The sequence below is a fragment of the Halomonas kalidii genome (assembly GCF_030010475.1).
Lineage (GTDB): Bacteria > Pseudomonadota > Gammaproteobacteria > Pseudomonadales > Halomonadaceae > Halomonas > Halomonas heilongjiangensis.
Window position 1 is genome coordinate 1 of record NZ_JASCQN010000057.1, and the last position, 26,169, is coordinate 26,169.

The 26,169-nt window shown below is 68.2% G+C and carries 24 protein-coding genes; 11 read left to right on the plus strand and 13 right to left on the minus strand.

Annotation, left to right across the window (positions count from 1 at the left end; genetic code table 11):
* Positions 1 to 33: 33 nt before the first annotated feature.
* Positions 34 to 1,341, minus strand: a complete 1,308-nt coding sequence (locus QLQ85_RS22690; RefSeq protein WP_282741076.1) for an ABC transporter substrate-binding protein — start codon at positions 1,339 to 1,341, stop codon at positions 34 to 36.
* Positions 1,342 to 1,345: 4 nt separating this feature from the next.
* The gene (locus tag QLQ85_RS22695; RefSeq protein WP_282741077.1) at positions 1,346 to 2,530 is read right to left on the minus strand and encodes an ABC transporter ATP-binding protein; all 1,185 of its coding nucleotides are present in this window, start codon (positions 2,528 to 2,530) and stop codon (positions 1,346 to 1,348) included.
* A gap of 227 nt (positions 2,531 to 2,757) precedes the next feature.
* Here QLQ85_RS22695 and QLQ85_RS22700 point away from each other — a divergent pair, with 227 nt between their 5' ends.
* Genes QLQ85_RS22700 through QLQ85_RS22710 form a run of 3 tightly spaced genes read left to right on the plus strand, consistent with a single transcriptional unit; the run spans position 2,758 to position 5,832 of the window.
* Positions 2,758 to 4,329, plus strand: a complete 1,572-nt coding sequence (locus tag QLQ85_RS22700) for a bifunctional GNAT family N-acetyltransferase/carbon-nitrogen hydrolase family protein (RefSeq protein ID WP_282741078.1) — start codon at positions 2,758 to 2,760, stop codon at positions 4,327 to 4,329.
* 4 nt (positions 4,330 to 4,333) lie between these two features.
* Positions 4,334 to 5,149 (plus strand): M90 family metallopeptidase, encoded by an 816-nt coding sequence (locus QLQ85_RS22705; protein WP_282741079.1) that lies wholly within the window; start codon positions 4,334 to 4,336, stop codon positions 5,147 to 5,149.
* Positions 5,146 to 5,832: a TVP38/TMEM64 family protein gene (locus QLQ85_RS22710; RefSeq protein ID WP_282741080.1), complete on the plus strand. Its 687-nt coding sequence runs from the start codon at positions 5,146 to 5,148 to the stop codon at positions 5,830 to 5,832. Before QLQ85_RS22705 ends, QLQ85_RS22710 begins: the two co-directional genes overlap by 4 nt.
* Positions 5,833 to 5,839: 7 nt before the next feature.
* On the opposite strand, the gene QLQ85_RS22715 is transcribed toward QLQ85_RS22710, so the two are convergent.
* A complete protein-coding gene (locus tag QLQ85_RS22715; protein WP_282741081.1) occupies positions 5,840 to 7,165 on the minus strand; it encodes a glycosyltransferase in 1,326 nt (441 codons plus the stop codon).
* Complete coding sequence (locus tag QLQ85_RS22720) at positions 7,162 to 8,109, minus strand: LysR family transcriptional regulator (protein ID WP_282741082.1); 948 nt, start codon at positions 8,107 to 8,109, stop codon at positions 7,162 to 7,164. The genes QLQ85_RS22715 and QLQ85_RS22720 overlap by 4 nt, the downstream gene beginning before the upstream one ends.
* 111 nt (positions 8,110 to 8,220) lie before the next feature.
* On the opposite strand from QLQ85_RS22720, the gene QLQ85_RS22725 reads away from it, so the two are divergent.
* Complete coding sequence (locus QLQ85_RS22725; protein ID WP_282741083.1) at positions 8,221 to 9,294, plus strand: tartrate dehydrogenase; 1,074 nt, start codon at positions 8,221 to 8,223, stop codon at positions 9,292 to 9,294.
* Positions 9,295 to 9,384: 90 nt separating this feature from the next.
* Here QLQ85_RS22725 and wrbA read toward each other — a convergent pair whose 3' ends face one another.
* Together wrbA and QLQ85_RS22735 are read right to left on the minus strand one after the other, a co-directional pair.
* The gene (gene wrbA / locus QLQ85_RS22730) at positions 9,385 to 9,984 is read right to left on the minus strand and encodes an NAD(P)H:quinone oxidoreductase (protein WP_282720736.1); all 600 of its coding nucleotides are present in this window, start codon (positions 9,982 to 9,984) and stop codon (positions 9,385 to 9,387) included.
* 150 nt (positions 9,985 to 10,134) lie between these two features.
* Positions 10,135 to 10,995, minus strand: a complete 861-nt coding sequence (locus tag QLQ85_RS22735; RefSeq protein ID WP_282741084.1) for a class I SAM-dependent methyltransferase — start codon at positions 10,993 to 10,995, stop codon at positions 10,135 to 10,137.
* 259 nt (positions 10,996 to 11,254) lie between these two features.
* Between QLQ85_RS22735 and QLQ85_RS22740 the strand changes: the two genes are divergently transcribed.
* The 5 genes from QLQ85_RS22740 (at position 11,255) to QLQ85_RS22760 (ending at position 15,645) form a co-directional block, all read left to right on the plus strand.
* Positions 11,255 to 12,253 (plus strand): succinylglutamate desuccinylase, encoded by a 999-nt coding sequence (locus QLQ85_RS22740; protein WP_282741085.1) that lies wholly within the window; start codon positions 11,255 to 11,257, stop codon positions 12,251 to 12,253.
* A 244-nt stretch (positions 12,254 to 12,497) separates the two neighbouring features.
* Complete coding sequence (locus QLQ85_RS22745; RefSeq protein ID WP_110282422.1) at positions 12,498 to 13,268, plus strand: ABC transporter ATP-binding protein; 771 nt, start codon at positions 12,498 to 12,500, stop codon at positions 13,266 to 13,268.
* Positions 13,269 to 13,292: 24 nt separating this feature from the next.
* Complete coding sequence (locus tag QLQ85_RS22750; protein ID WP_282720733.1) at positions 13,293 to 13,997, plus strand: ABC transporter permease; 705 nt, start codon at positions 13,293 to 13,295, stop codon at positions 13,995 to 13,997.
* Complete coding sequence (locus QLQ85_RS22755; RefSeq protein WP_282741086.1) at positions 13,997 to 14,728, plus strand: ABC transporter permease; 732 nt, start codon at positions 13,997 to 13,999, stop codon at positions 14,726 to 14,728. The genes QLQ85_RS22750 and QLQ85_RS22755 overlap by 1 nt, the downstream gene beginning before the upstream one ends.
* A 146-nt stretch (positions 14,729 to 14,874) precedes the next feature.
* Positions 14,875 to 15,645, plus strand: a complete 771-nt coding sequence (locus tag QLQ85_RS22760; RefSeq protein WP_282741087.1) for a transporter substrate-binding domain-containing protein — start codon at positions 14,875 to 14,877, stop codon at positions 15,643 to 15,645.
* A gap of 93 nt (positions 15,646 to 15,738) precedes the next feature.
* Here the strand turns inward: QLQ85_RS22760 and cadR are convergent, their stop codons facing one another.
* On the minus strand, positions 15,739 to 16,197 hold the full coding sequence (cadR, locus tag QLQ85_RS22765) for a Cd(II)/Pb(II)-responsive transcriptional regulator (RefSeq protein WP_282720730.1): 459 nt from the start codon (positions 16,195 to 16,197) through the stop codon (positions 15,739 to 15,741).
* 163 nt (positions 16,198 to 16,360) lie between these two features.
* On the opposite strand from cadR, the gene corA reads away from it, so the two are divergent.
* Both corA and QLQ85_RS22775 read left to right on the plus strand, forming a co-directional pair.
* Positions 16,361 to 17,314 (plus strand): magnesium/cobalt transporter CorA, encoded by a 954-nt coding sequence (gene corA, locus QLQ85_RS22770; protein ID WP_282741088.1) that lies wholly within the window; start codon positions 16,361 to 16,363, stop codon positions 17,312 to 17,314.
* 75 nt (positions 17,315 to 17,389) lie between these two features.
* Positions 17,390 to 19,585: a heavy metal translocating P-type ATPase gene (locus tag QLQ85_RS22775; RefSeq protein WP_282741090.1), complete on the plus strand. Its 2,196-nt coding sequence runs from the start codon at positions 17,390 to 17,392 to the stop codon at positions 19,583 to 19,585.
* On the opposite strand, the gene QLQ85_RS22780 is transcribed toward QLQ85_RS22775, so the two are convergent.
* The 6 genes from QLQ85_RS22780 to QLQ85_RS22805 form a co-directional block, all read right to left on the minus strand.
* Positions 19,566 to 20,768 (minus strand): cation:proton antiporter, encoded by a 1,203-nt coding sequence (locus tag QLQ85_RS22780; RefSeq protein ID WP_282741091.1) that lies wholly within the window; start codon positions 20,766 to 20,768, stop codon positions 19,566 to 19,568. The genes QLQ85_RS22775 and QLQ85_RS22780 overlap by 20 nt on opposite strands.
* Positions 20,758 to 21,486, minus strand: a complete 729-nt coding sequence (locus QLQ85_RS22785) for a glutamine amidotransferase-related protein (protein WP_282741092.1) — start codon at positions 21,484 to 21,486, stop codon at positions 20,758 to 20,760. The genes QLQ85_RS22780 and QLQ85_RS22785 overlap by 11 nt, the downstream gene beginning before the upstream one ends.
* Positions 21,487 to 21,606: 120 nt before the next feature.
* Positions 21,607 to 22,785: an iron-containing alcohol dehydrogenase gene (locus tag QLQ85_RS22790; protein WP_282741093.1), complete on the minus strand. Its 1,179-nt coding sequence runs from the start codon at positions 22,783 to 22,785 to the stop codon at positions 21,607 to 21,609.
* Positions 22,786 to 22,799: 14 nt separating this feature from the next.
* Positions 22,800 to 24,185 (minus strand): aldehyde dehydrogenase family protein, encoded by a 1,386-nt coding sequence (locus tag QLQ85_RS22795; protein ID WP_282741095.1) that lies wholly within the window; start codon positions 24,183 to 24,185, stop codon positions 22,800 to 22,802.
* Positions 24,186 to 24,194: 9 nt separating this feature from the next.
* Positions 24,195 to 25,577 carry a glutamine synthetase family protein gene (locus QLQ85_RS22800; protein WP_282741096.1) on the minus strand — a complete coding sequence of 461 codons (1,383 nt, stop codon included), beginning with the start codon at positions 25,575 to 25,577 and terminating at the stop codon, positions 24,195 to 24,197.
* A 196-nt stretch (positions 25,578 to 25,773) separates the two neighbouring features.
* Positions 25,774 to 26,169, minus strand: a 396-nt coding sequence (locus QLQ85_RS22805) for a LysR substrate-binding domain-containing protein (protein WP_282741097.1), incomplete at its 5' end; no start/stop codon positions are given.

Consider the following 26,169-nt stretch of genomic DNA (forward strand, 5'->3'; position numbering starts at 1 on the left):
CCCCCGGCGCCCTGCTTGCGTCGTCCCAAAGCCTCAACGTGAGCGTGCATAGCGGCGCAACGCCGCATCGGCCTCCGCCTGGGCCTGCTTCAGCGCCTCCTCGGGGCTCATCTGGCCGGTCAGCGCCGCCTGCACGGCGTTGTCCAGGGCCCGGCGCACCCGGCCACCCTGGTAGGTGGCCAGCTCCGCCGTGGCGTGCTCGAGCTGGTCGCGGGCCACCGCCGCCGGCGGGAAGGTCTCGACGTAGTCCCGCAGCGCCTCGGTCTCGTAGGCCGCCGGGCTGACCCCCATGTAGCCGGTCTCCATGGACCAGGCGGCGGCGCGCTCCGGCGCCGTCATCCAGCGGATGAAGGTCATGGCGGCACGCTGTTCGTCCTCGCTGGCCCCCTTGAAGAGGTAGAAGTTGCCGCCGCCGGTGGGGCTGCCGCGCTGGGTGTTCATGGGCAGCATGGCCACGCCGAAGTCGAAATCGGCCTCGCCTCGCACCGCGGTGAGGTTACCGGTGCTGTGCCACATCATCGCCGTGGACTGTTCGATGAAATTCTGGCGCAGGGTGCCCCATTCGATGGTGCCGTCGGGCATGGCGTCATGCACGTCGGCCAGCGAGACCCAGTACTCAAGTGCCTCGATGGCCGCCGGGTCGTCGAAGTAGACCTCGGTACCGTCGTCGCTCATCAGCCGATGGCCGTTCTGGAAGGCGAAGGCCTGGAACATCCAGTAGGGGTAGCCGGTGGAGGGCACCATCACGCCCCACTGTTCGCCCCCCGAGGCCTCGCGCACGGCGGCGGCCATCTCGGCCATCTCCTCCCAGGTCTCGGGCGGGGTGTCGGGGTCGAGCCCGGCGGCGGCGAAGGCGTCCTTGTTCCAGTAGAAGACGATGGTCGAGCGCTGGAAGGGGATGCCGTAGGTCTGGCCGTCGAGCCGGCCGTTCTCCATCAGCCCCGGATAGAAGCCGTCGAGCCATTCGCGCTCCTCGTCGCTCTCGATCAGGTCGTCGAAGGGGACGATGACATCCTGCTCGATGAGCTCGTAGAGGTCGATGGAGAACATCACCGAGAGCTGTGGCGCGTCGCCGGCCTCGACCGCCGACATCGCGCGCACCCGGGTATCGTCGTAGTTGCCGGCGTAGATGGCATCCACCGAAATGTCGGGATGCTCGGCCTCGAACTCGGCCACCAGGCCATCGATCACCTCGGTCAAGGCGCCGCCCACGGCAACCGGGTAGTACATCGTCAGTTCGGTCTGTGCCTGGGCGGACAGCGACCCGGCGGCCAGCAGGCCGGCCACGGCCAGGCCACTGCTCTTGAGCTTGCCCTTGTTGAATGAGTTTCGCGCGTTCATCGGTTCACTCCTGGAGAGTCGTTCCCTGCTTGGGTGGGCGAGGTCCGGCCTCGTTTCTCTGCACGGATTGCTTCTGCGCCAGCCGGCCAGGGCCCGCGGCGAGGTCATAGCCCTGGAGTGCCAGGCGTTGCCCGTCTCCAGCACTGAAGAAGTGTGCCGCCGAGGGCGGCCATTGCAGCCGGCAGGGCGACCCCGCCCCGACCGCGGGCACACCGTCGACCCGGGCCCGCAGCTCCTGGTTGCCGACCTTGAGACGCACGATGCTGTCGGCGCCGAGATATTCCGCGTCGATCACCTCGGCCGGCACACCGGGCGCCTCATCGGACAGGATGGCGATATCCTCGGGGCGCACGCCCAGCAGCTGGCCCTTGGCCTCGTGCGAGGCGATGGAACAGTGCGGCTCGCCGTCGATGACGGCGCCATCGGCCGCGGCGGAAAGCGTCACCAGGTTCATCGCCGGGCTGCCGATGAAGCTCGCGGCGAAGGCCGTGGCCGGCCGGTCGTAGAGCTCGCCGGGGGTACCGTCCTGGACGATGCACCCCGCCTTCATCAGGATCACCCGGTCGCCCATGCTCATGGCCTCGACCTGGTCGTGGGTGACGTAGATCACCGTCATGCCGAGTCGCTGCTGCAGCGCCTTGATCTCCCGGCGCATCTCCCCGCGCAGCCGGGCATCGAGGTTGGAGAGCGGCTCGTCCATCAGGCAGATGGGGTGTTCGGAGATGATCGCCCGCGCCAGGGCCACCCGCTGACGCTGGCCGCCGGAGAGCTGGGCCGGCTTGCGCGCGAGGTAGGCCTCGAGGTCGACGAGCTGCGCCACCCGGGTCAGCCGCTCCTGGCGCTCGGCCCTGGGCACCCTGCGGCTGCGCAGGCCGAAGACGATGTTGTCGGCCACACTGAGGTGGGGAAAGAGCGCATAGGACTGGAACACCATGCTGATGCCGCGGTCTCCCGGAGGCAGGTCGGTGACGTCGCGCTCGCCGATGTGGATGCGGCCGGCGCTGGCCTGCTCGAGACCGGCGATCATGCGCAGGGTGGTCGACTTGCCGCAGCCGGAGGGGCCGAGCAGGATCACGAACTCGCCGGGCGCCACATCGAAGGAGATCCGATCGACGGCCGTCTGCCCGCTCCAGGCCTTGCTCACCGCCTCTAGCCGGATTCGCTGGTGATCGTTCTTGTCGTCGTGCATGGCGTGCTCGTTACCAGGATGCCTGGGGAAGGGCGACATACCGTTCACCTCGTCCTCCCTTGAACAGCGTAGCCGGTGATCCATCGGTGTGCGGGCATCTTCCATGATCCGGGTGACAACCCGATGACGCCGTCATGGCGGCGACACGGCAGCCGGGGCATGACAGCCGGCGACTCTCACGGGCATGCTAGAATTCGCCCTTCACCCTGACCAGGAACCGACGCGTCATGTCCCTCGACGATCTGCATCTGAACCTGCGCAACCTGACCCCGGACGACTACCCGCAGCTCCAGGCGTTGATGGACCGGGTCTACGACGACATCGGCGGCGCCTGGCCGAGGCCCACCATCGACAAGCTGATCAAGGAGTTTCCCGATGGGCAGTTCGTCATCGAGGACGACGAGATCATCGTCGGCGTGGCCCTGACGGCACTGGTCGACTACGACACCTTCTCCAACCCGCACCGCTACGACGATCTGATCGGCAAGCGCGAGACCATCCTCAACGACCCGGACGGCGATGCCATGTACGGGCTCGACGTGCTGATCCATCCGGACTATCGCGGCTACCGCCTGGGCCGGCGCCTCTACGAGGCGCGCAAGGAGCTGTGCCGTTCGATGAACCTGCGGGCGATACTCGCCGGCGGTCGCATCCCCCAGTACCACGAGCACGCCCACGAACTCTCGCCGGCCGACTACCTCGACAGGGTCGCGCGCAAGGAGATCCACGACCCTATCCTCTCCTTCCAACTGGCCAACGACTTCCAGGTCAAGCGCCTGCTGAGGAAGTACCTGCCGGAGGACGAGAAGTCCCAGGGCTATGCCACCCTGCTGGAGTGGAACAACATCCTCTTCGAGCCCGCCGAGCGGGTGCTGGAGAACCGTCCCACCCAGGTGCGGGTCGGCGCGGTGCAGTGGCAGATGCGCGAGTTCGCCTCGGTCGAGGCGGTGCTGCAGCAGATCGAGTACTTCGTCGATGCCCTCTCCGACTACCAGAGCGACTTCGCCGTGTTCCCGGAGCTCTTCAACGCGCCGCTGATGGGCCTGCAGGACCGCGCCGCCCAGCAGGACCAGATGGCCGCCGTGCGCTTCCTGGCTGGCTTCACCGATCAGTTCAAGACCGAGCTGTCGCGCATGGCGGTCTCCTACAACATCAACATCGTCGCCGGCTCGATGATCGAGGTGGGCGAGGACGACCGCCTCTACAACATCGCCTACCTGTGCCATCGCGACGGCAGTATCGAGCGCCAGGCCAAGCTGCACATCACGCCCCAGGAGCGGCGCGACTGGGTGATCGAGGGGGGCGACGAGCTGCTGGTGTTCCAGACCGATGCCGGCCGGGTGGGCATCCAGATCTGCTACGACGTGGAGTTCCCTGAACTCTCGCGGCTGCTCGCCGACCAGGACATGGACATCCTCTTCGTGCCCTTCTGGACCGACACCAAGAACGGCTACCTGCGGGTGCGCCACTGCGCCCAGGCCCGGGCCATCGAGAACGAGTGCTACGTGGTGCTGTGCGGCAGCGTCGGCAACGTGCCGTCCATCGAGAACCTGGACATCCAGTACGCCCAGTCGTCGGTGTTCTCGCCCTCGGACTTCGCCTTCCCCCACGATGCGGTGCTCTCCGAGACCACGCCCAACACCGAGATGATCATGTTCTCGGACCTGGACCTGACCCGGCTGACGGTGGTACGTGCCGAAGGCTCGGTGACCAACCTCAAGGATCGCCGCAAGGACCTCTTCGACCTGCGCTGGCGCGACTGGTCGTGGAAATCCGGGGCGAACCTGGAAGAGAGCTGACGCCATGCTGGACCACCTGCGCCGCTGGCGAGCCAGGAGCTTCGAGGCCCGCTACCCCTTCCCCGGGGAGGCCTGGCGGGAGGCCCGCTCGCGCCTGCCGCTGCTGGCGACGCTCGGCGACGACGAAGCGGAGCGTCTCGGCCGCCGAGCCTGGCGCTTCCTGCACGCCAGGCGACTCAGCCTGCACCCGGAGCTCGCCGAGACCACCCCCTTCGACTTGCCGGCCCAGCTGGCCCTGGCCGGCCAGGCCTGCCTGCTGACCCTGGGCTGGAGCGAGATGGAGCACGACGAGGCCTTCACCGGTGTCCACGAGATCCTGGTGCTGCCCGAGGCCTTCCGGCGCCAGGTCGAGGAGATGGACGAGTTCGGCGTGATGCACGCCTACGAGGATGAGCGCGCCGGCGAGACCTCCTCCCAGGGCCCGGTGGTCGTGGCCTTCCCGGACCTGATGGAGAGCGGCGACTTCTCGGGCTTCAACGTGGTGATCCACGAGCTGGCCCACAAGCTCGACCTGGGCAACTCCCTCGACGTGGACGGCTTTCCGCCGCTGCCCCGCGACATCGACCCGCGGGACTGGCACCGGGTATTCATGGGCGTGTGGGAGGACCTCCAGGCACGGCTCGAGAACGGCGAGGAAACGCCCATCGACGACTACGCCGCCAGCCACCCCGGCGAGTGCTTCGCGGTGTGCTGCGAGCACTTCTTCACCGCCCCCGACGTGCTGCACCGGGCCTACCCGGCGCTCTACGATCTCCTCGCCCGCTACTTCCGCCAGGATCCGCTGACGCGGCTGCCCAGCCGGAGCGAACCGACACCATGAGCCGGCGCCTGGCCATTCCTCTCCTGCTGGTCATGGGACTGATAGCCCTCGGCCTGCTGTGGCAGTGGCTGGCCATGCAGGATCTGCTGACACCGGCGAACCTGATGAGGCTGGTGAAGGGGTCGGTGGCCTGGCGCGATGCCCCCTGGGCGGTGCTGGTGGTCATGGGCGTCTATGCCGGGGCATCGCTGGTGATGTTCCCGCTGAGCCTGCTGGTGGCCCTGACCGGCCTGCTGTTCGGCCCCTGGTGGGGCTTCGCCTATGCCCTGGCCGGTACCCTCGCGGCCTCGATGCTGACCTGGTGGGTGGGGCGCCGGCTGGGGCGTGACGCCCTGCTGCGCCATGGCGGGCAGCGCCTGCGGGGACTTTCCCGCTACCTTGCCGGCCGCGGCATCCGCACCATGACCCTGGTGAACCTGCTGCCGCTGGCCCCCTTCACCCTGACCAACCTGATGGCCGGCGCCTTCCGCCTGCGCTTCCGCGACTACATGATCGGATCGGTGCTGGGGATCGCCCCGGGACTGGCCGGGGTCACGCTGCTCGGCAGCCAACTCGGGCAGCTCGCCACCGCCGAGAGCCGAGGCGAATTGCTGTGGGCGGCCGGGGGGCTGCTCGTCGGCGTCCTGCTGCTGGTCGGGCTCAAGCGCTGGGCCGACCGTCGGCGGCGTCGCGTCCCTCACTGACCCGGCCCTACTTCGGCGGCAGCTCGGACTCGTCGTGGCGACTGCCCGGCCACCAGGAGGGGCGCTCCTGCTCCCACTCCTCCTGCACCAGATGGCGCAACAGGCGGCCCCGGTAGCGAAGCATCTGCCACTCGGCACCGAGGCGCCCCCGCACCCGCTCCCAGCCGCCATCATCGGCGTGGGTGAAGGGGCCACCCCGGGCGATCGCCCGCCGGTAGACCGCCAGGCAACGCTCAGCGCAGTGGCGCTCATCGAAGGCCTCTGCCGTCGCCAGGGCCGCCCGGCACAACGGCTCGCGCCGCGCCGTCGGGGCCAGCTCGATGATGGCCTCGGCCATGGCCTGGTCATCGTCCCCGATCAACAGGCGTCCGTTGTGACCATCGCGCACCACCTCCCGCACCCCCGGGGCGGAGATCGCCACCACCGGCAGTCCCGCGGCCATCGCCTCCGCAATCACCATCCCCTGGGTCTCGCTGTGCGAGGCGAAGACGAAGAGATCCATGGCGTGGTACGCATCGATCAGTGCCTGGCCCTGCAGCCTTCCCGTGAAATGGAAGCGTCCGAGCACATCATGGTCGGCGGCGATGGCCGACATGGCGTGACGGGCCTCACCCTCGCCGACCACCAGGAAATGCGCCTCGGGCAGCGCGACCAGGGCACCGGCGACCGCCTCGGCCAGCAGGGTCAGGTTCTTCTCCCTGGCCAGGCGCCCCAGGTGGCCGACGACATAGGCGCCGGCCGGAATCCCCAGCCGCTCTCGCCAGCCACGACCGTCACCCATGGCGAAGCGTAGCGTGTCGACCCCGCTGGGCACCACGCTGAGCGCCGGGTTGGCCTCGCGCTCGCGCAGCAGGTCACGGATGCTCTCGCTCGGGGCGATCACCTCGTCGCACAGCCAGGTGTACTGGGTCGCCAGGGCAATGGCGAAGCGCTGCATGCGCGGCGAGTCGCCGGGCACATAGTGGGTGTAATGCTCGTAGAGGGTGTGGTGGGTGAATACCAGCGGCAGGCCGTAGGTCTCCGCCGCCCGAGCCGCGGTATCGCCCAGCAGGAAGGGATGATGGGAGTGCACGATGTCCGGTGCAAAGGTCTCGATGGCATCGATGAGCTGCCCCGGGATCGGAACCGGCAACGAGAAGTCGCTGCCGTTGAAATGCTGCACCGCCGCCACTCGCACCACATCCGTTTCGTGCTCGGGCTGACCCGCGAGCCTCGGTGCCACCACCAGCACCCGGTGCCCGACGTCCTGCAGTCGATGCTTCAACCGCTGCACCGACTCGCTGACCCCGCCGACGATGGGCAGGTAGGTATTGGTGAACATCAGCACATTCACGGCGACTCTCCACTCCCGGTAAGCAGGCCAGGCTGCAGAGGCGGCACCCGGTTGACCATCTCCTGTTCAAGATAGGCGACAAACGCCCGGATGCGTGCCGGCACATGGCGCCGTTGCTGGTAGACCGCATGGAAATCGGCGCGCACCCCCCGCCACTCGGGCAGCAGCTCGACCAGGGCGCCGCTGGCCAGATGCGGGTGCACGTCCCACCAGGAGCGCAGGGCGATGCCGTGGCCGTCCAGCGCCAGGCCCACGATCACCTCGCCGTCGTTGCTGGCGAGCGGGCCGGCGACCTTCACCGCCTGCTCCTGTGCCGGGCGACCTCGCCGCTGGAACCGCCACACGGCGAAGTCGCTCTCGTTCTCGCGCAGCAGCAGGCAGGGGCGGCCGGCCAGGTCGGCCGGGGTCGACAGCCTCGGCAAGCGCGCCACCAGGTCCGGTGAGGCGCACAGCACCCGGCGGTTGGCCAGGATCCGCCGCGCCACCAGCCGCGAATCCGGTGGTTCGCCCACCCGGATGCCGATGTCGAAGGCCTGATCGCCCAGGCTCAGCGGAAAGCTGGAGAGCTCCAGCACCCCCTCGATGCCGGGGTGGTCGCGGCAGAACGCGGAGAGCAGCGGTGCCACATGGCGACGGCCGAAACCGAAGGTGGAGTTGATCCGCAGGGGGCCGGAGAGTTCGGCCTGGTGCTCGCCCAGGGTTTCCTCGAGCTCGAGCAGCTCCTCGAGAATCGCGGCCCCGCGAGCCAGGTAACGCTCCCCTTCGGGGGTCAGGGTCAAGCGGCGCGTGGTGCGGCTGGCCAGTTCCACGCCCAGCCGCCCCTCGAGCTGCTTGAGGCGCTTGCTCACCGCCGACAGCGACAGCCCCAGCGCACGGGCCGTGGCGGTGAGGCTGCCGGCATGGGCCAGGTGCTGGAAGAAGGTCAGGTCATCGAGCTGGGCCACGCCATCCTCCACTTTCACTCAACAATGGATTGCACTATAGCCCGATTATCTCTCCCTGATCACGGACTAGACTGGGGCTACCCGATCATGTCCACCCTCAGGAGACGTTTCATGTCCCATCGTATCGCGGTGCTTCCCGGCGACGGCATCGGCACCGAAGTGATGCCCGAAGGCCTGCGGGCGCTCGAAGCCGCCGCCAGGCGCTTCGACATCGACCTGACCTTCGAACATTTCGACTTCGCCTGCTGCGACTACTACCTCGAGCACGGCAAGATGCTGCCCGACGACTGGTTCGATCGGCTCAAGGGCTTCGACGCCATCTTCTACGGCGCCGTGGGCTGGCCGGAGAAGGTGCCGGACCACATCTCGCTGTGGGGCTCGCTGCTGCAGTTCCGCCGCCGGTTCGACCAGTACATCAACCTGCGCCCCTGCAAGCTGCTGCCGGGCATCAAGAGCCCGCTGGCCGATCGCCAGCCCGGCGACATCGACTTCTACGTGGTGCGCGAGAACACCGAGGGCGAGTACTCCAGCGTCGGCGGGAAGATGTTCGAGGGCACCGACCGCGAGGTGGTGATCCAGGAGACGGTGATGACCCGCGTGGGTGTCGACCGGGTACTGAAGTACGCCTTCGAGCTGGCGGCCTCCCGCCCTCGAAAAAAGCTCACCTCGGCGACCAAGTCCAACGGCATCGCCATCACCATGCCGTGGTGGGACGAGCGCGTGAAGGCGATGAGTGGGAACTATCCCGACGTCGGCGTCGATGCGTTCCATATCGACATCCTGACCGCCAACTTCGTCATGCACCCCGACTGGTTCGACGTGGTGGTGGCGAGCAACCTGTTCGGCGACATCCTCTCCGACCTGGGCCCGGCCTGCACCGGCACCATCGGCGTGGCACCCTCGGCCAACATCAACCCGGAAGGCAAGTTCCCGAGCCTGTTCGAGCCGGTCCACGGCAGCGCCCCGGACATCGCCGGCAAGGGCATCGCCAACCCCATCGGCCAGATCTGGTCCGGCGCCATGATGCTCGAGCACCTGGGCCACAAGGAGGCCGCCGATGCCATCGTCGCCGCCTTCGAAGCGGTACTCGCCGAGGCCGACCCGGCGGTGCTCACCGCGGATGCCGGCGGCCACGGGACGACCGAGACCCTGGGCCGCGCCATCGCCGAGCGCATCGCCGGCTGATAGCCGCTACGTCACCGACGGTGCCCCCGGTTTGAACTGAACCCCAATAGCTTGCCGGGCGGGGTACTGGGCCTTCGGCCGGGCCGCCGATCACCCCGCGAGGCGGGCGGCGATCCGCGCCACGTGCTCGCCCTGGAAGCGACAGATGGTCAACTCGCGGTCGTCGGGCTGTCGGGAGCCGTCGCTGCCGGCGAGGGTCGAGGCGCCATAGGGCGAACCGCCGCTGACCTGCGAGATATCGAAGAGCTCCTGGGCCCCGTAGCCGATCGGCACGATCACCATGCCGTGGTGGGCCAGGGTGTGCCAGAACGAGGTGATGGTGGTCTCGTTGCCGCCACCGGTACCGGTCGAGGTGAAGACGCTGGCTACCTTGCCCAGCAGCGTCCCCTTGGCCCAGAGGCCACCGGTCTGGTCGAGGAAGGTGCGCATCTGGCCGGACATGTTACCGAAGCGGGTGGGGCTGCCGAAGATCACCGCGTCGAAGTCGGCGAGCTCCTGGGGACTGGCTTCGGGGGTGTCGAAGTCCTGCTTGCCGCCCGCCTTGGCGAATGCCTCCGAGTCCATGGTCTCCGGTACCCGCTTGACGGTCACCTCTACGCCGTCGACGCGGCGAGCGCCTTCGGCCACGGCCTTGGCCAGGGTATCGATATGGCCGTACATGGAGTAATAAAGCACGAGAACCTGGGTCATGGCACGTCTCCTTGTCCTGTGGATGCATCTCTCTGCGAGAGGCCTACGAACTGCCTACAAGCCTCAGTGTAGGTGCGGCACCCATGCAGGAAAGCGAAGGATATCGAGCGATTCCATCGATTCTCTCGACCGCTCCCACTGCCGCACGCGTCAGGCCCGTCGCCAGACGCCCTCGAGGATCCTCACCTTGCCGGCGGCCAGGTTGTCGCGCAGGTTGCGCCCCATCTCGACGAAGGTGTCGCCGAAGATCAGCGCCGGCCCGGGCAGCGGCGCACGACCGGCCTCCTCGCCTGTCTCCCGGCGGGTGTGCTTCTGCCGCCAGGCCAGCGCCGCGTCGGTCACGTCGCGCACGCACACGGGCGAGAATCCCGCGCCCGCCAGGCTCGCCTCCAGCGCCCCGCGCCGCTGTAGATGGCTGGTCGCCGGAGTACGCGCCCAGGGCACCGGCAGGGCGAGCGGCTCGGGGTTGTCGCCGGCCACCACCTCGTGGAGCAGCACCCGTCCCCCGGGCACCAGCAGGCGGTGCCACTCGGCCAGCACGCCGGGCACATCCGGCATGTTCATCAGCGCATGCTGGCACCAGACGACGTCGACGCCGGCATCCGGCAGCGGGGTGCGCGCCGCATCGGCGCACAGGAAGCGGGTCTGACCGGCCATGCCGGTGGCCGCGCTCAGCCACTCGGCCACCGCCACGAAGGCCGTGGTGATGTCCACCCCGATCACCTCGCAGCCCACCTCCGCCGCCAGCAATCGGCTCGCCCCGCCGGTGCCGCAGCCCACGTCCAGCACCCGCTCGCCGGGCCCGAGCCCGGCGAGCGCCGCCAGCGAATGGCTGGCCGCGCGCCCCCCCAGATGCAGCTGATCGATGCCGGCGATCGCCTCGAGGGTCAGTCGATCCGGGTCGCAGCCGGCGGCGCGGAAGGCGGCCCGCAGTCGCCGGAGCAGGTTTCCCCCGCCGGCCACGGCGAGCGCATCATAGTGGGCGTTCAGGCGGCTGGCAGAGTCGGTCATGGCGATGTCCTGGCGAAGCGGGGCGCCGACAGTCTAGCCCGTCGGACTGCCCTTCCCCATCGGGCAAAGGTCACACCGTGATCCGCCGAGTTTCAATATCGCACCCGCGCTTTCACCAGACCGACCCCGAGGCTTGTGAAGCCGTCACGCCGTCAGTGAAGGTGTCGCCAGACCGAACGAGACCACAACGGATACTCCATGCACGCTATTCGACCATTCCATTGCGACCAGCGCGCCGCCCCGACAGAGCGAGGCGACCATGCTGAGTGAGTGGATCGAATACAGCCTGGCAGGCGACCGGGCCACCGAACGAGGCCGGGTACCCGGCGGGCACTACCGGCTGCTCGGCCCCGGCCTGCTCGAGCTCACCCCCGACATGGCGACCGATGCGGCCCGGGCCTGCGTGCTCTCGGTGGGCATCCACGGCAACGAGACCGCCCCCATCGAGCTGCTGGGCGAGTGCCTGGCGCGACTCGAGGCGGGGCTCATCCGGCTGGGCGCGCCGGTGCTGGTGATCCTCGGCAATCTCGAGGCGATCCGCCGTGCCGAGCGCTACGTGGACACCAACCTCAATCGGCTGTTCCGACGCGATATCGATGAGGCGGGGATGGAGCCCGACCGCGCCCGTGAGCTGATGGCCGCCGTGGACGCCTTCCATGCCCGACACGCCGGCCCGTCGCGCCGGGGCTCCCCCCTTCACTATGACCTGCATACGGCGATCCGCGACAGCCGCTACCCGCGCTTCGTGGTCAGCCCCTTCGCCGAGACCACCGTGGCCCCCGAGCAGTGGCGCTGGTTCGCCGCCGCCGGCATCCAGGCGGTGCTCCACCAGCATCGCCACAGCTGGACCTTCTCCCACTACTCGAAGCACTATCATGGCGCCCAGGCCTTCACCCTCGAGCTCGGTCGCGCCCTGCCCTTCGGCCACAACGACCTGACGGCCCTGGCCCCCATGGGGCGGCTGCTCGAGTCGCTGATCGCCGGACGCGAGCCGGCCGCCGGCGACCCCGGGCGGCTGGCCCACTTCCGGGTGGAGCATGAACTGATGCGCGAGGCCGAGGCGTTCCGGCTCTGCTTTCCCGACGATACGCCCAACTTCACCGAGTTCGCCCCCGGCACCCTGCTGGCCGAGGATGCCCGGGCCGGCGACTACCGGGTCGGGGAAACGCCCCTGCGGGTGGTCTTCCCCAATGCCAAGGTCGAGCTGGGGGCCCGGGCGGCCCTGCTGGTCAGCCCTACGTCGGCACCGGAGGCCTGATTGCCAGTCACATTATCCTGTGGCAATAACACGCATCTGCAGACGAAAAAATTGAAAAGCTACAACAATCTGGAGAAAACACCATGATGCAGACTCATCGAAAACAATACCAAAGTCGAATACAAGCCCGGCAATGCACCGCTGCCGAAAGCCCGACGGGCTGTTAGAATCGCCCCCTTTTCGCGCCACGCCCCCCTGCCGGCGCGTCGCCCGTGGCGACCTTACCTGACCCGGAGCCCGTTCCATGGCCGATACCCCGATTCCGCTGGAAGTGCACGACATCAAGAAGCGCTTCGGCGACACCGAAGTCCTCAAGGGCCTGTCGCTCAAGGCCCACAAGGGTGATGTGATCACCCTGATCGGAGCCTCGGGTTCCGGCAAGAGCACCTTCCTGCGCTGCATGAACCTGCTCGAGCAGCCCGACGAGGGCGACCTGATCGTCCACGGCGAGAAGATCCACTTCAAGCAGACACGGCATGGCCGCGAGCCCGCCGACTGGAAGCAGGTGGTACGCATGCGTGCCAAGCTCTCCATGGTGTTCCAGAGCTTCAACCTCTGGGCCCACATGACCCTGCTCGAGAACGTCATCGAGGCCCCGGTCCATGTGCTCGGCAAGCCGAAGAAGGAGGCCGTCGAGCAGGCCCGGGCACTGCTCGAGCGCGTCGGCCTGTCCGCACGCGCCGACGCCTACCCCGCCCAGATGTCCGGCGGCCAGCAGCAGCGTGGCGCCATCGCCCGGGCGCTGGCCATGGACCCGGAGGTGATGCTGTTCGATGAGCCCACCTCGGCGCTCGACCCGGAACTGGTCGGCGACGTGCTCAAGGTCATGCGTGACCTGGCCGAGGAGGGTCGCACCATGATCGTGGTCACCCACGAGATGGCCTTCGCCCGCGATGTCTCCTCCCAGGTGATCTATCTGCATCAGGGCCGGGTGGAAGAGGCCGGCCCACCCGGCGAGGTGCTGGGCAACCCACGCTCCGAGCGTCTCAGGCAGTTCCTGGCGCCCAAGCACTGAAGCGGCCCGGACGAGGAGAACCCCATGATCGACCTGCATGGCTACGGCCCGCGCCTCGCGGAAGGGGCGCTGATCACCATCGAACTGGCGGTGCTGTCGCTGATCCTGGCCATCGTGCTGGGATTGCTGACCGCCAGCGCCAAGATGTCGCGCAACTGGTTGCTGCACCGCACCGGCACCCTCTACACCACCGTCATCCGCGGGGTGCCCGACCTGGTACTGATGATGCTGATGTTCTTCGGTGGCCAGATCGGCATCAACATGTTCACCGACTGGCTCTATGACCGGTTCGGCATCGACACCTTCATCAACGTCAACGAGTTCGTCGCCGGGGTGATCACCATCGGCCTGATCTTCGGGGCCTACATGGGTGAGACCTTCCGCGGCGCCTTCATGGCGGTGGAAAGTGGCCAGATCGAGGCCGGCCGGGCCTACGGGATGAGCCACTGGCTGGTGTTCCGGCGCATCCGCTTCCCGCAGATGATGCGCCACGCCCTGCCCGGGCTCTCCAACAACTGGATGGTGCTGCTCAAGACCACCGCGCTGGTCTCGGTGATCGGGCTCTCCGACATGGTTCGCGTCGCGGCCGAGGCGTCCAAGGCCACCCGCGAGCCCTTCACCTTCATGATCATCGTGGCCGCCATCTACCTGCTGATCGCCAGCGTCTCGGAATGGGGCTTCGCGCGCCTGCAGAAGCGCTACAACGTCGGCTACGGGGAGGCGGACTGATGGAGGCACTACTTGCCCGGCTGGAAGCCCAGCTCGCCGACAACAGCATCTTCACCCTGCAGACCCTCTCCTACTTCGGCGAGGGCCTGGTCACCACCGTGCAACTGGTGTTCCTTTCGCTGATCATCGGCCTGGTGGCGGCGGTGCCGCTGGCCATCGGCCGTGGCTCGCGGAGGCGCTGGGTGAAGATGCCCATCTTCCTCTACACCTATGTGTTCCGCGGCACGCCGCTGCTGGTCCAGCTCTACCTGATCTACTATGGCGTGGTCTTCGTCGAGGGCATCCAGGAGTCCTGGCTGTGGGTGATCCTCGAGAAGCCCTTCGTGCCGGCCCTGATCGCCTTCACCCTGAACACCGCGGCCTATACCACCGAGATCTTCCATGGCGCCATCAAGGCCACCCCCAGGGGCGAGATCGAGGCGGCGCGCGCCTACGGCATGTCCCGGGCGTTGATGCTGCGGCGCATCGTGCTGCCCAGCGCCTTCCGCCGCGCATTGCCGGCCTACGGCAACGAGGTGATCTTCATGCTCCACGCCAGCGCCATCGCCAGCGTGGTGACCATCATGGACCTCACCGGGGCGGCCCGCTTCGTCTATGCGCGCTTCTATGCCCCCTTCGAGGCCTTCCTGTTCGTCGCGGCGATCTATCTCTGCCTCACCTTCGCCATTCTCTATCTGTTCCGCTACCTGGAACGTCGCCTGCTGGCCCACCTCAAGCCGGCCAGCGGCTGACAGTCGACGACAGGGACCGTCAAACAACCGTTGGGAACCAGCGTTCGAATCCGCCCGGTTCCCTCTTCCGACATGCCCAGGCATCCGTTATCTTGGGCGGGTCATCGCTCACGAGGCGACACTACCAACAACAGGGGAAATCACCCATGAAGCTCCAGACTATCCTGAGCCTCGGCGTGCTCGGCGCCGCCATGATCGCCGGCAGTGCCAGTGCCGAGGTCCGCGACATCCGCATCGGCGTCGACGTGCCCTACGAACCCATGGAATACCGCACGCCCGAGGGCGAGTTGACCGGGTTCGACATCGACCTGGGCAATGCCCTGTGCGCCGAGATCGGCATCGAGTGCGAGTGGGTCGTGCAGGGTTGGGACGGGATCATTCCCGGTCTGATGGCGCGCAAGTACGACGCCATCATGTCGTCGATGACCATCAACGAGCAGCGCCGCGAGCAGGTGCTGTTCTCCGACCCCTACATCACCCCGCCGTCCGCCTGGTTCGCCCCCGCCGACGTGGAGATCGGCACCCCCTCCGAGGAGAGCCTGGAAGGGCTGACCCTCGGCGTGCAGCGCGGCACCCTGCAGGATAACTACGTGACCGACCTGTATGGCGACGTGGCCGAGGTCAATCGCTACGCCACCGCCGACGACATGGTGCTGGATATGGACTCCGGCCGTCTCGACGCCGTCTTCCTCGACTTCCCGATCGGCAAGTCCACCCTGCTGGACAGCGAGGCCGGCGATTACAAGCTGGTCGGCGAGATGATCACCGAACCCCAGCAGTACTTCGGGGAAGGCTTCGGCATCGCCTTCCGCCAGCGTGACCAAGAACTCGCCGAGGCCTTCAACGAGGCGCTGGCCACCCTGAAGGAAGACGGCACCTACGACGAGATCCACGAGCGCTATTTCGGTGAAGAATAAGTTCGGTGAAGAATAAGCGCGGCGGGGCATGATCCCCGCCCGACCTCCTCTCCCGGCCGGGAGAGGAGGCTTGTCGGGGCATGGCGCCACCGCTCAGCCGCCGCGATGGGGCCCCGGCACATGGCTGCTGTCGACCAGCTCGGTCGACTCCTCGGCGGGCAACGGCTGGGACAGTTCCTGCAGGATCCCGCAGTGGCCGGAGTCCGCCTCGCCGCTGCAGCGAGAACGCAGGTTGACCAGTGCCTCGCGCAACGCCAGGAGCTGCGACAGGCGCGCCTCCACGTGCGCCAGGTGGTCATCGATCAGGCCGTTGACGGCATCGCAGGGCTGGCGTGGGTGATCGTGGTAGTCCAGCAGGGTGCGGATCTCGTCCAGCGTCATGTCCAGCGCGCGACAGTGGCGGATGAAGCGTAGCCGCTGGGTGTGCGTCTCGGCGTAGAGCCGGTAGTTGGCCTGGCTGCGCGCCGGCTCGGGCAGCAGCCCCTCCCGCTCGTAGTAGCGAATGGTCTCCACGGCGCACCCCGTGCGGGTGGCCAGCTCACCGATCTTCATGCCTCACGCCTCCGGTCGCCCTACCTTATAGTCACTATAGGGTATATGCTCCGCCACAGGGAATCACCAGACGTTACGCGAGGACGGCTCGACCATCGTGATTGGCCTGGTGGTCGTAAACGCCTAATCTGGGCAAACCCAACCAGTCGCTCCAGGGACGACGATGATTCGCACCTTCCAGCTCAATCGCCAGACCATCCAGGAAGTCACCGAGGACACCCGGCCACTGTCCGAGCGCCTGGCCCAGGCGACCTGGATCGATGCCCACGAACCCGACGAGGACGAGCGCGAGCGGCTCAATGCCTTCCTGGCCGATGAACTGCCGGCCACCGACGACGTCGAGGAGATCGAGTCATCGGCGCGCTATTTCGTCGACGCCGACGGCATTCACGTGCACTCGCTGTTCCTGTCGCAGAGCGAGGGACGCCACGGCAACACCACCGTCGCCTTCATCCTGCAGCCCGAACGGCTGATCACCTTCCGGGACACCGAACTCGCCGACTTCCGCCTGCTCCGCCTGCGTGCCCGCAGTGGCCAGGTGGAAGCCGACTCGACACAGAGCTTGATGCTGACGATCTTCGAGCAGAAGGTGGAAAACCTCGCCGATACCCTGGAAGACGTTCACCGCAAGCTCGAGGACGTCAGCCACCTGGTGCTGGAGGAGGATGACGCCGACCTCGAGGATGCCATCGACCAACTGGCCAAGCTCGAGGACAGCAATGGCAAGATCCGCCTGTGCCTCATGGACACCCAGCGCTCGATGTCCTTCCTGATCCGCCACCTGCACGGCCATGCCGAACTCCAGGAAACGGCCCGCGAGGTCAAGCGCGACGTCGATACGCTGATGACCCATACCGCCTTCCTGTTCGACAAGATCAACTTCCTGATGGATTCCACCCAGGGCTTCATCAACATCCAGCAGAACCAGATCATCAAGACCTTCTCGATCGCCGCCGTGGTCTTCCTGCCGCCCACGATGATCGCCAGCATCTACGGCATGAACTTCGACGTCATGCCCGAGCTGTCCTGGCCCGTCGGCTATCCCTTCGCCCTCGGCCTGATGGCCATTGCCGGCATCTCGCCGTACCTGTACTTCAAGCACAAGAACTGGCTATAGCACAGCGTTACCGCTTGACCCTGTAGCCGCTACAGGGTGTGTCATCAGCATAGACGATGACACGGAGCCCTATCCATGACCGAACGATCCTGCTGCTCGAGCTGCCCCACCGACACCACCCTCGCCCCGGAGCGGCCGAGCGCACCGCCACGGGACGCCCGCTCGCTGCGCCTGCGCATCGAGGCGATGGACTGCCCCACCGAAGAGGCCTTGCTGCGCCGAGCGCTGGGGGGCATGCCCGGCATCGAACGGCTCGACTTCGACCTGATCGGGCGGATACTGACCGTCCACCACCGTGACGTCGACGAGGAGGCGATCCGCCGGCGCATCGCCTCCACCGGCATGACCCCGGAGGCCCTCGACCCGGCACGCCGGAGCGAGGCCGCCAGCGGCGGCGAGGAGGGCTGGTGGAAGCTGGGCATCGCCGCCCTGGTGGCGCTGGCCGCCGAGGTGAGCGAATGGCTGGCGCTGGCCACCCCCTGGGTGCCCGCCCTGCTGGCGCTGGTGGCCATCGCCATGGTGGGCCTGCCGACCTGGAAGAAGGGCTTCATCGCCCTGCGCCACCGCACCCTCAACATCAACGCGCTGATGAGCGTGGCAGTGACCGGGGCGCTGCTGATCGGCCACTGGGCCGAGGCGGCCATGGTGATCGTGCTGTTCACCCTGGCCGAACGTATCGAGGCGCGCTCCCTGGGCCGCGCCCGCAATGCCATCCGCGAGCTGCTCTCGCTGGCCCCGGAGCAGGCCACGGTCGAGCAGGCCGATGGTCGCTTCGCGCTGCAGCCCGCCGAGGCGATCGCGCCCGGTAGCCGGGTCCGGGTGCGCCCCGGCGAGCGCATCGCCCTGGATGGCGAGATCGAGCTCGGCCACCCGGCGCTGGACGAGTCCCCCATCACCGGCGAGAGCCTGCCGGTGGACAAGGCCCCGGGCGATACCGTCTTCGCCGGGACCGTCAACCGTGACGGCGAGTTCACCTACCGCACCACCCGGGCCGCCGCCGACACCACCCTGGCGCGGATCATCCACGCCGTCGAACAGGCCCAGGCCAGCCGCGCCCCCACCCAGCGCTTCATCGACCGCTTCGCCGCCGTCTACACCCCGGCGGTGTTCGCCGTCGCCGTGCTCACCGCCCTGCTGGCCCCCTGGCTACTCGGTGTCGCCTGGCTGGAGGGCATCTACCGAGCCCTGGTGCTGCTGGTGATCGCCTGTCCCTGCGCCCTGGTGATCTCCACCCCGGTGACCATCGTCAGCGGCCTCTCGGCGGCGGCACGGGCCGGGATCCTGATCAAGGGCGGCACCTTCCTCGAGCAGGGCCGTCGCCTGCGCACCCTGGCCTTCGACAAGACCGGCACCCTGACCCGAGGCGAGCCCACCCAGTGCCACTGGCAGCCGCTGGACGCGGCCGCCGACGAGGGCGAGCGCCGACGGCTGCGTTCCCTGGCCGCCAGCCTCGCCGAACGCTCGGGCCACCCGGTCTCCCGGGCCCTGGCCCGGGCCGCCCGGGAGGCGGGCATCGAGGCACTGGAGATCGAGGCCCTCAACGAACAGCCCGGTCGCGGCGTCACCGCCCTGGTCGCGGGGCAACCGGTCTGGCTCGGCAACCGCCGCCTGCTGGAAGGCTTCACGGGTCTGGACGGCACGCTGGAAGCGCGCCTGGCCGAGCGGGAAGCCCGCGGCGAGACGCTGGTGATCCTCGGCCAGGGAGACCGGCCGCTGGCGCTGTTCGCGGTGAGTGACCCGCTCAAGTCCGAGAGCCGCGAGGCCATCGCCGACCTGCATGAACTGGGCGTGACGACGCTGATGCTCAGCGGCGACAACCCGGCCAGCGTCGCCGCCATCGCCGCCGACGCCGGCATCGACGAGGCCCACGGGGCCCTGCTGCCCGAAGAGAAACTGGCGATGATCGAGGCGCGTGCCGGGGCGGGTGCGATCGGCATGGTCGGGGATGGCATCAACGACGCTCCGGCGCTGGCCAGGGCCGATATCGGCTTCGCCATGGGCGCCGCCGGCAGCGACGCCGCCATCGAGACCGCCGACGTGGCGCTGATGGACGACGACCCGCGGCGGCTGGCCACCTTCCTGCGCCTCTCCCGGGCCACGCGCTCGGTGCTGGTGCAGAACATCGTGCTGGCGCTGGGCATCAAGGCCGTGTTCATGGGCCTCGCGTTCAGCGGCCACGCCACCCTGTGGATGGCGGTGTTCGCCGACATGGGGGCCAGCCTGATCGTGGTGGCCAACGGCCTGCGACTGCTCAGCGCAGCACGTGCCTGACCATCAACGGGCCGACCACCTCGAAGACCACGGTGGAGGCGACCACCGCCGCGAGCAGGACCGCCCCCTGCTCGGGGAACCGCTCCACCGCCAGCAGCGCCATGCCCATGGCGATGCCGGCCTGGGGGGTCAGCGCCAGGCCGATGTCGTGGGGCAAGCGGGTAGCGTGCCGCCGGGCCAGGTGGCCCCCCAGCACGCCGCCGAGGTAGCGCCCCACCAGGCGCAGCACGATATAGGCCAGGGTGAGCCAGAGGGCGTCACCCAGGTGGCGCAAATCGATGCTGGCCCCGGAGAGCACGAAGAAGAACACCAGGAAGGGCCACTCGATGTGCTCGATCTCGTTGAACGAGCGGGTATGGTGGGAGGAGAGGTTGGCCACCAGGGCGCCGGCGATCATCGCCGCGAGCAGGGCCGAGACCTCGAGCCAGGTGGCGAGCCCGGCGAGCAGCAGGATCAGCGCGACCGCCTCGACTTGGGTCGGCTCGCCGGGCCTCAGCCGCCCCGTCAGCCAGGCCGCCGGCAGCCCCACCACGGCACCCAGCACCAGGGCACCGCCCAGTTCCCAGCCGGCCTGCGCCAGTGCCAGGCTGCCGTCGCCGGAGAGTAGCCAGCCGAGCAGCGCCATGGCCAGCCCGAAGACGAGAATCCCCCAGGCGTCATCGATGGCGACGATGCCCATCAGCAGGCGGGCGCGGAAGCGGGTATCGCCACTCTCGTGCACCGTCTCGCTGACCGCCGCCGGGTCGGTGGCCACCGAGATGGCCGCCAGGCTCACCGCCACCGCCAGCGGAAAACCGAGCAGCAGCAGGCCGGCACCGACGAACAGCACCCCCATGGCGATCACCGCCAGCGAGACGATCACGATCAGCGGGCCGGTACTGCGCAACCGCTCCAGGGTCAGCTCGCCCCCCAGCAGGAAGGCGACCATCACCAGCGCCACCTGGATCAGCGGCTCGCTCAGGCCGTCCAGCGGCCTGGCCCCCGTCTGGCCCAGCCCCCACTGCTGGACGGCCGCCACCCCGACGCCCACCACGACCAGCAGCGAGATGCGCGGCAGGCGGGTACGACTGGCCACCGCATCGGCAAAGATGCTCAGGCTGAGGATGAGTCCCAGCAGGATCAGGTTGGCCGTCGCGGTGCCGAGCTCGGCCATGGGCCACTGCCAGGACGTGTCAGCCGTCATCTCCGCCGCCCTCCATGGCACGCTTCATGAAGTTCAGGATCCAGCGCACCATCAGGGTAGCGTCCTCCGGGGCATTGAGCGAGGCCAGGCCCTCGCGCACCCGCTCGGCCCCCACCAGTTCGCGACGCAGCTGCATCAGGTCACGGGAGTAGGGCTTGGCGAATTCCGGGTGGCCCTGCACGCCGAGGAAGTGGTGACCGACCTGCATCAGATAGACGGGACAGAAGTCACTGCCGGCCAGCACCCTCGCCTCCGGCGGCAGCGCCTTCACCTGGTCCTGGTGGCTGACCACCAGATCGAGCCCCTCCTGCCACGGCGTCATCCACTCGGCATGCCCGGTGACCCGGTTGAACGACATTCCCACCCCCCAGCCGCGGGGGCTCTTGACCACCTCGCCGCCCAGCGCCCTGGCGATCAGCTGGTGGCCGAAGCACACGCCCACCAGCGGCTTGTCGGCCTCCCAGAGACTGCGCACGAAGCCGCACAGCTCGTCGACCCAGGCCAGGCCGTCGTTGACGCCGAACTTCGATCCGGTGGTCAACCAGGCGTCCACGGCGTCCACATCGTCGGGCATCTCGCCGTCGAGGCAACGCCAGACGCGAAACGTCAGGGTCGGATCCACCGATGTGAACAGCCGCTGGAACATCTCGGGGTAATTGCCATGCTCGTCGCGCAGCTCCGGCGCCACGTCATCGCATTGCAGAAGTCCGATACGCATCGATGAATCTCCTTTCCGGTTGGGCCGCCCGCAACCGCGCCTTGGCCCTTCATGCCGCCCGAAGCCGCGGCTTACCCATGCATGCCGCCCGAAGCCGCGGCGCGCGCTTCATGCCCCGGCCTAGAGCCGTCCCTCGACGGCCTTGACGAAGATCTCGCGGTACTGGCCGGCATCGAAGGCGATGGGGTTGGTACCGGAGGAAGGATCCGCCACCGCCATCTGCCCGATCTTGTCGGCCTGGCGGGTGTCGATGTCGAGCTCGGCCAGAGTGTGGGGAATCGAGAGTCGCTCGCGCAGCTCGAGCACCCAGTCGATCACCGCCGCCGTGCCGGGCTGGCGCAGGTCGAGGTAGCGCGCCAGCCGCACCATGGGCTCGCCGATGGCGCGCTCGTTGGCACGCAGCACATAGGGCATCAGGATGGCATTCAGGGTACCGTGGTGGGCGTCATACAGCGCCCCGAGTGGATGGGCCAGGGCATGCATGGCGCCCAGCCCACGCTGGAAGGCGGTGGCGCCCATGCTCGAGGCCACCAGCATGTTCATGCGTGCCTCGAGGTCGCCGCCGTTCCGGAACGCTCGCGGCAGGTAGTCGCGCACCCGGCGCATGCCTTCCACGGCGATCCCTTCGGCCATGGGGTGGTAGAGCGGCGAGCACCAGGCCTCCAGGCAGTGGGACAACGCATCCATGCCGGTGGCGGCGGTGATCGCCGGTGGCAGGCCGGTGGTGAGCTCGGGGTCGAGGATCACCGTGGCCGGCACCATGCCGGGGTGGAAGATGATGCGCTTGACGTGCTCGTCCTCGTCGGTGATCACCGAGGCCCGGCCGACCTCGGAACCGGTGCCCGCGGTGGTGGGCACGGCGATGACCGGGACGATGGCCTCACCGTCGGCGTGCTTCCAGTTGTCGCCGATATCCTCCAGCGCCCACAGCGACAGCTCCTCGCGCTGGCGCGCCATCAACGCCACCGCCTTGGCGGCGTCGAGGCCGGAGCCGCCACCGAAGGCGATCACCCCGTCGTGGCCGCCGTCGTTGAAGNCCACGCCGGCCAGCACATTGGCCCCCGTGGGGTTGCCCTTGATCTCGCTGAACATCCCGATGGCCAGGCCATCGGCCCGGACCAGGTCGAGGATGTCGCGCACCATGGGCAGGCCGGCCAGGCCCGGGTCGGTGACCAGCAGCGGCGCGGTCATGCCCAGTTCACGGCACAGCCCGGGAAGCTCGCGGATGCGACCGGGGCCGGTGAGGATGGGGGCCGGATAGTTCCAGCCCATGCGGTAGTGGTCGGGTTCGAAGCTCATGGGGATCTCCGCCGTCAGGCATGCTTCAAATGGAATGACTTGGGGCGCGTCAGGGTCTCGTAGCCCAGCCGCGACAGCGAGCAGCCGCGCCCGGAGTGCTTGACGCCGGTCCAGGCCAGTTCGGGGTCCAGGTAGTCGCAGCGGTTGGTGAATACCGTGCCGGCCTCGAGGCGCCGGGCGATGGCCTCGCCGGCGGCGATGTCGCGGGTGAAGACCGCCGCGGTCAGGCCGAAGTCGCTGTCGTTCATCAGTTCGATGGCCTCGTCGTCGGAGTCCACCGGCATGATCCCGACCAGCGGGCCGAAGCTCTCCTCGCGCATGACGCGCATGGAGTGGTCGACACCGGTCAGCACCTGGGGCGCCAGATAGGCGCTGCCGGGCGTGGACAGCGGATAGTCGCCGGGGTCGATCCAGGCCCTGGCACCGGCCGCCACCGCCTCCTCGATCTGGCCACGTACGAAGTCCGCCGCCGCCGGCTTGACCAGCGGCCCCAGGGTGGTCGCCGCGTCGGTGGGATTGCCGAGCCGGAGCTGCCTGACCCAGGCCACGGCGCGCGCAACGAAGGTGTCGAAGATCTCGCGCTGCACGTAGATCCGTTCGATGCCGCAGCAGCTCTGGCCGGAATTGAAGAAGGCGCCGTCCATCACCCCCTCGACGGCACTGTCCAGATCCACGTCGGCGCGGACATAGGCCGGATCCTTGCCGCCCAGCTCGAGGCCGGTGGCGATGAAGCGCCCCGCGGCATTGCGCTCGACCATCTCGCCACCCCCCACCGAGCCGGTGAAGGAGACGTGATCGATGCGGGCATCGCGAATCAGCGCCTCGGTGGCCGCGTGGGACAGGTGCAGATGCTGGAAGACGCCCGCAGGCAGCCCCGCCTCGTCGAAGGCCTGCTGGAGGCGCTCGGCGCACAACGGGGTCTGGGCAGAGTGCTTGAGGATCACCGTATTGCCGGCCATGAGCGCCGGCACGAGGGCGTTCACCGCGGTCATGAAGGGGAAGTTCCAGGGCGCGACGATGAACGACACACCCAGCGGTTCGCGGGTGATGTAGCGGGTAAAGCCCGGCTTGTCGGGAAGCGCGATCGGTGCCAGCGCCGCCTCGGCCAGGCCGATCATGGTCCGCGCCCGCTCCTCGAAGCCGCCGATCTCGCCGCCGGCGGCGGCGATCGGTCGACCCATCTGCCAGGTCAGCTCCTCGGCCAGTGCATCGCGCTTGGCGACGAAGGCATCGACCATCCTCGCACACGACCGGGCCCGCTCGGCGAGGCTCGTCTCCCGCCATTCACGCTGCGCCGCGACCGCCCGCGCCAGCGCCGCCTCGACCCGTGCCGGGTCGGCCTGCTCGCGCTCGACGTACACCGAGCCGTCGACCGGGGAAATCGTTTTCTGCATGGCCATGGCTTGTCCTCAGATGATTTCGAAGTAGCGATCCAGTTCCCAATCGGTAATATGGCGCCGGAACTGCCGCTCCTCCCATTCACGGGTGGCGGCGAAGTGCTCGACGAAGGCGTCACCGAACAGCTCGCGGGCCGCCTCGGAGGCCTTCAACCGCTGGGCGGCCTCCCACAGGGTCCGCGGCAGGGCCTGGTGCTCGGGGTGGTCGAGTTCGTAGGCATTGCCCTTGACCCGCTCGTCGGGCTCGAGTCGCTGCTCGATGCCGTAGAGCCCGGCGCCGATCGCGGCGGCCAGCGCCAGATAGGGGTTGGCATCGGCGCTGCCGAGGCGATATTCGACGCGCTGGGACTTGTCGCTGCCGGGAATCACGCGCAGCGCCGTGGTGCGGTTCTCGACCCCCCAGGTGGCCTCGGTGGGGGCCCAGAAGCCGGGAATCAGGCGCGTGTAGCTGTTGATGGTCGGCGCGAACATGGCCAGCAGCTCCGGCATCAACTTCTGCTGCCCGGCCACGAAGTGGCGCTGCACGTCGCTCATCTGACAGGGCTTCCCGGCATCGAAGAATGCCGACTTGCCGCTGTCGATCTCGCGCAGCGACAGGTGGATATGCCCGCTCTGGCCCGGGTAGTCGGGCGACCACTTGGCCATGAAAGTAGCCATCAGGCCACGCCGCTGGGCCCAGACCTTGGTGAAGACCTTGAACAGTGCTCCCTTGTCACCGGCGGCCAGGGCGCCGTCGACGCCGATGGCCGCCTCGAGCACGCCGGGGCCGGTCTCGGTGTGCAGGCCCTCGATGGGGAAGTCCATGGCCTCCGACAGCGCCAGCAGCTCATGGTAGAGCTCGCTGTGCACCGATGAGCGCAGCATCGAATAGCCCATCATGTCCGGGGTCAGCGGCTTGAGATGGCGAAAACCCTTCTCGCGCACCGACTCCGGCGTCTCCTGGAACATGAAGAACTCGTACTCCAGCGCCCCGAAGGCCTCGTAACCCATCCCGCGCCCGCGTTCCAGGACACGCTTCAACAGCCCACGCGGACAGAGCTCTTCGGCCGGGCCGTCGAACTCGGCCAGGAACAGCAGCATGTCGTCGCCCTCGCAGGGCAGCTCGCGGCAACTCTCGGGGATGATCTTCAGCGGCGCATCGGGGTAGCCGGTATGCCAGCCGGTGAACTTGACGTTGTCGTAGAGCTCATCCTTGCTGTCCCAGCCCAGCACCACGTCGCAGAAGGCGAAGCCGTCTGCCAGGGCCGAGAAGAACTTGTCGCGCCGCATGTACTTGCCGAGCATCACGCCGTCGATGTCGAACATGCCCACCTTGACGTGGCTCAGGCCGCGCTCCTCGACGATGCGTCGAGCCTCCTCCGGGGTCTTGATGTCTCTCGCTTGCATTCGGCTCATCGAGCGTTCCTCGGTCTCTCGTTGTTGTTGGGGCACAGTCGTTGGAGCACAGTTGTTGGACCGCGAGGTCCTCCCCCCACCGGGACCCGGGTATATCGGTAGTGTGATGCGGCTTCGAGACGCTTCGCAAACAGCATCGGTCGCGCTGACAGGGTCACCATCGGAAAGGCCCATGGCGGGGGCAAGGGGCCAGCCATCAAGTGACGATCTCCGGCAGCACCCAGGGCAAGTGTCGCTGCAGTTCGGCACGATAGTGGCGCTCCAGCAGGCGACGACCGTCACGGGCCAGTTGCGCCGGCAGGTCGCCGAGTTCGTCGCGCCGTGCCACCAGCGTCAATTCACGGTGCAACGGCTTGGTGGGCAGCGGCGCGACCCTCACGTTCAAGCGGTCGAGCCCCGCCTGGTAGAGGCACAACGGGGTGGTGATGGTCCAGCCGGCACCGGCGCTGACCAGGCTCAGCACGGCGAAGGTGTTGTCGAGATGCAGCCGGGCCGGCAGCTCCAGCCGGTTGAGCCGCAGGTGGCGCTCGACCGTCTGGCCGATCAGCGACTGCGGGGTATAGCGCACGAAGTCCAGCTGCCGTGCCAGCCA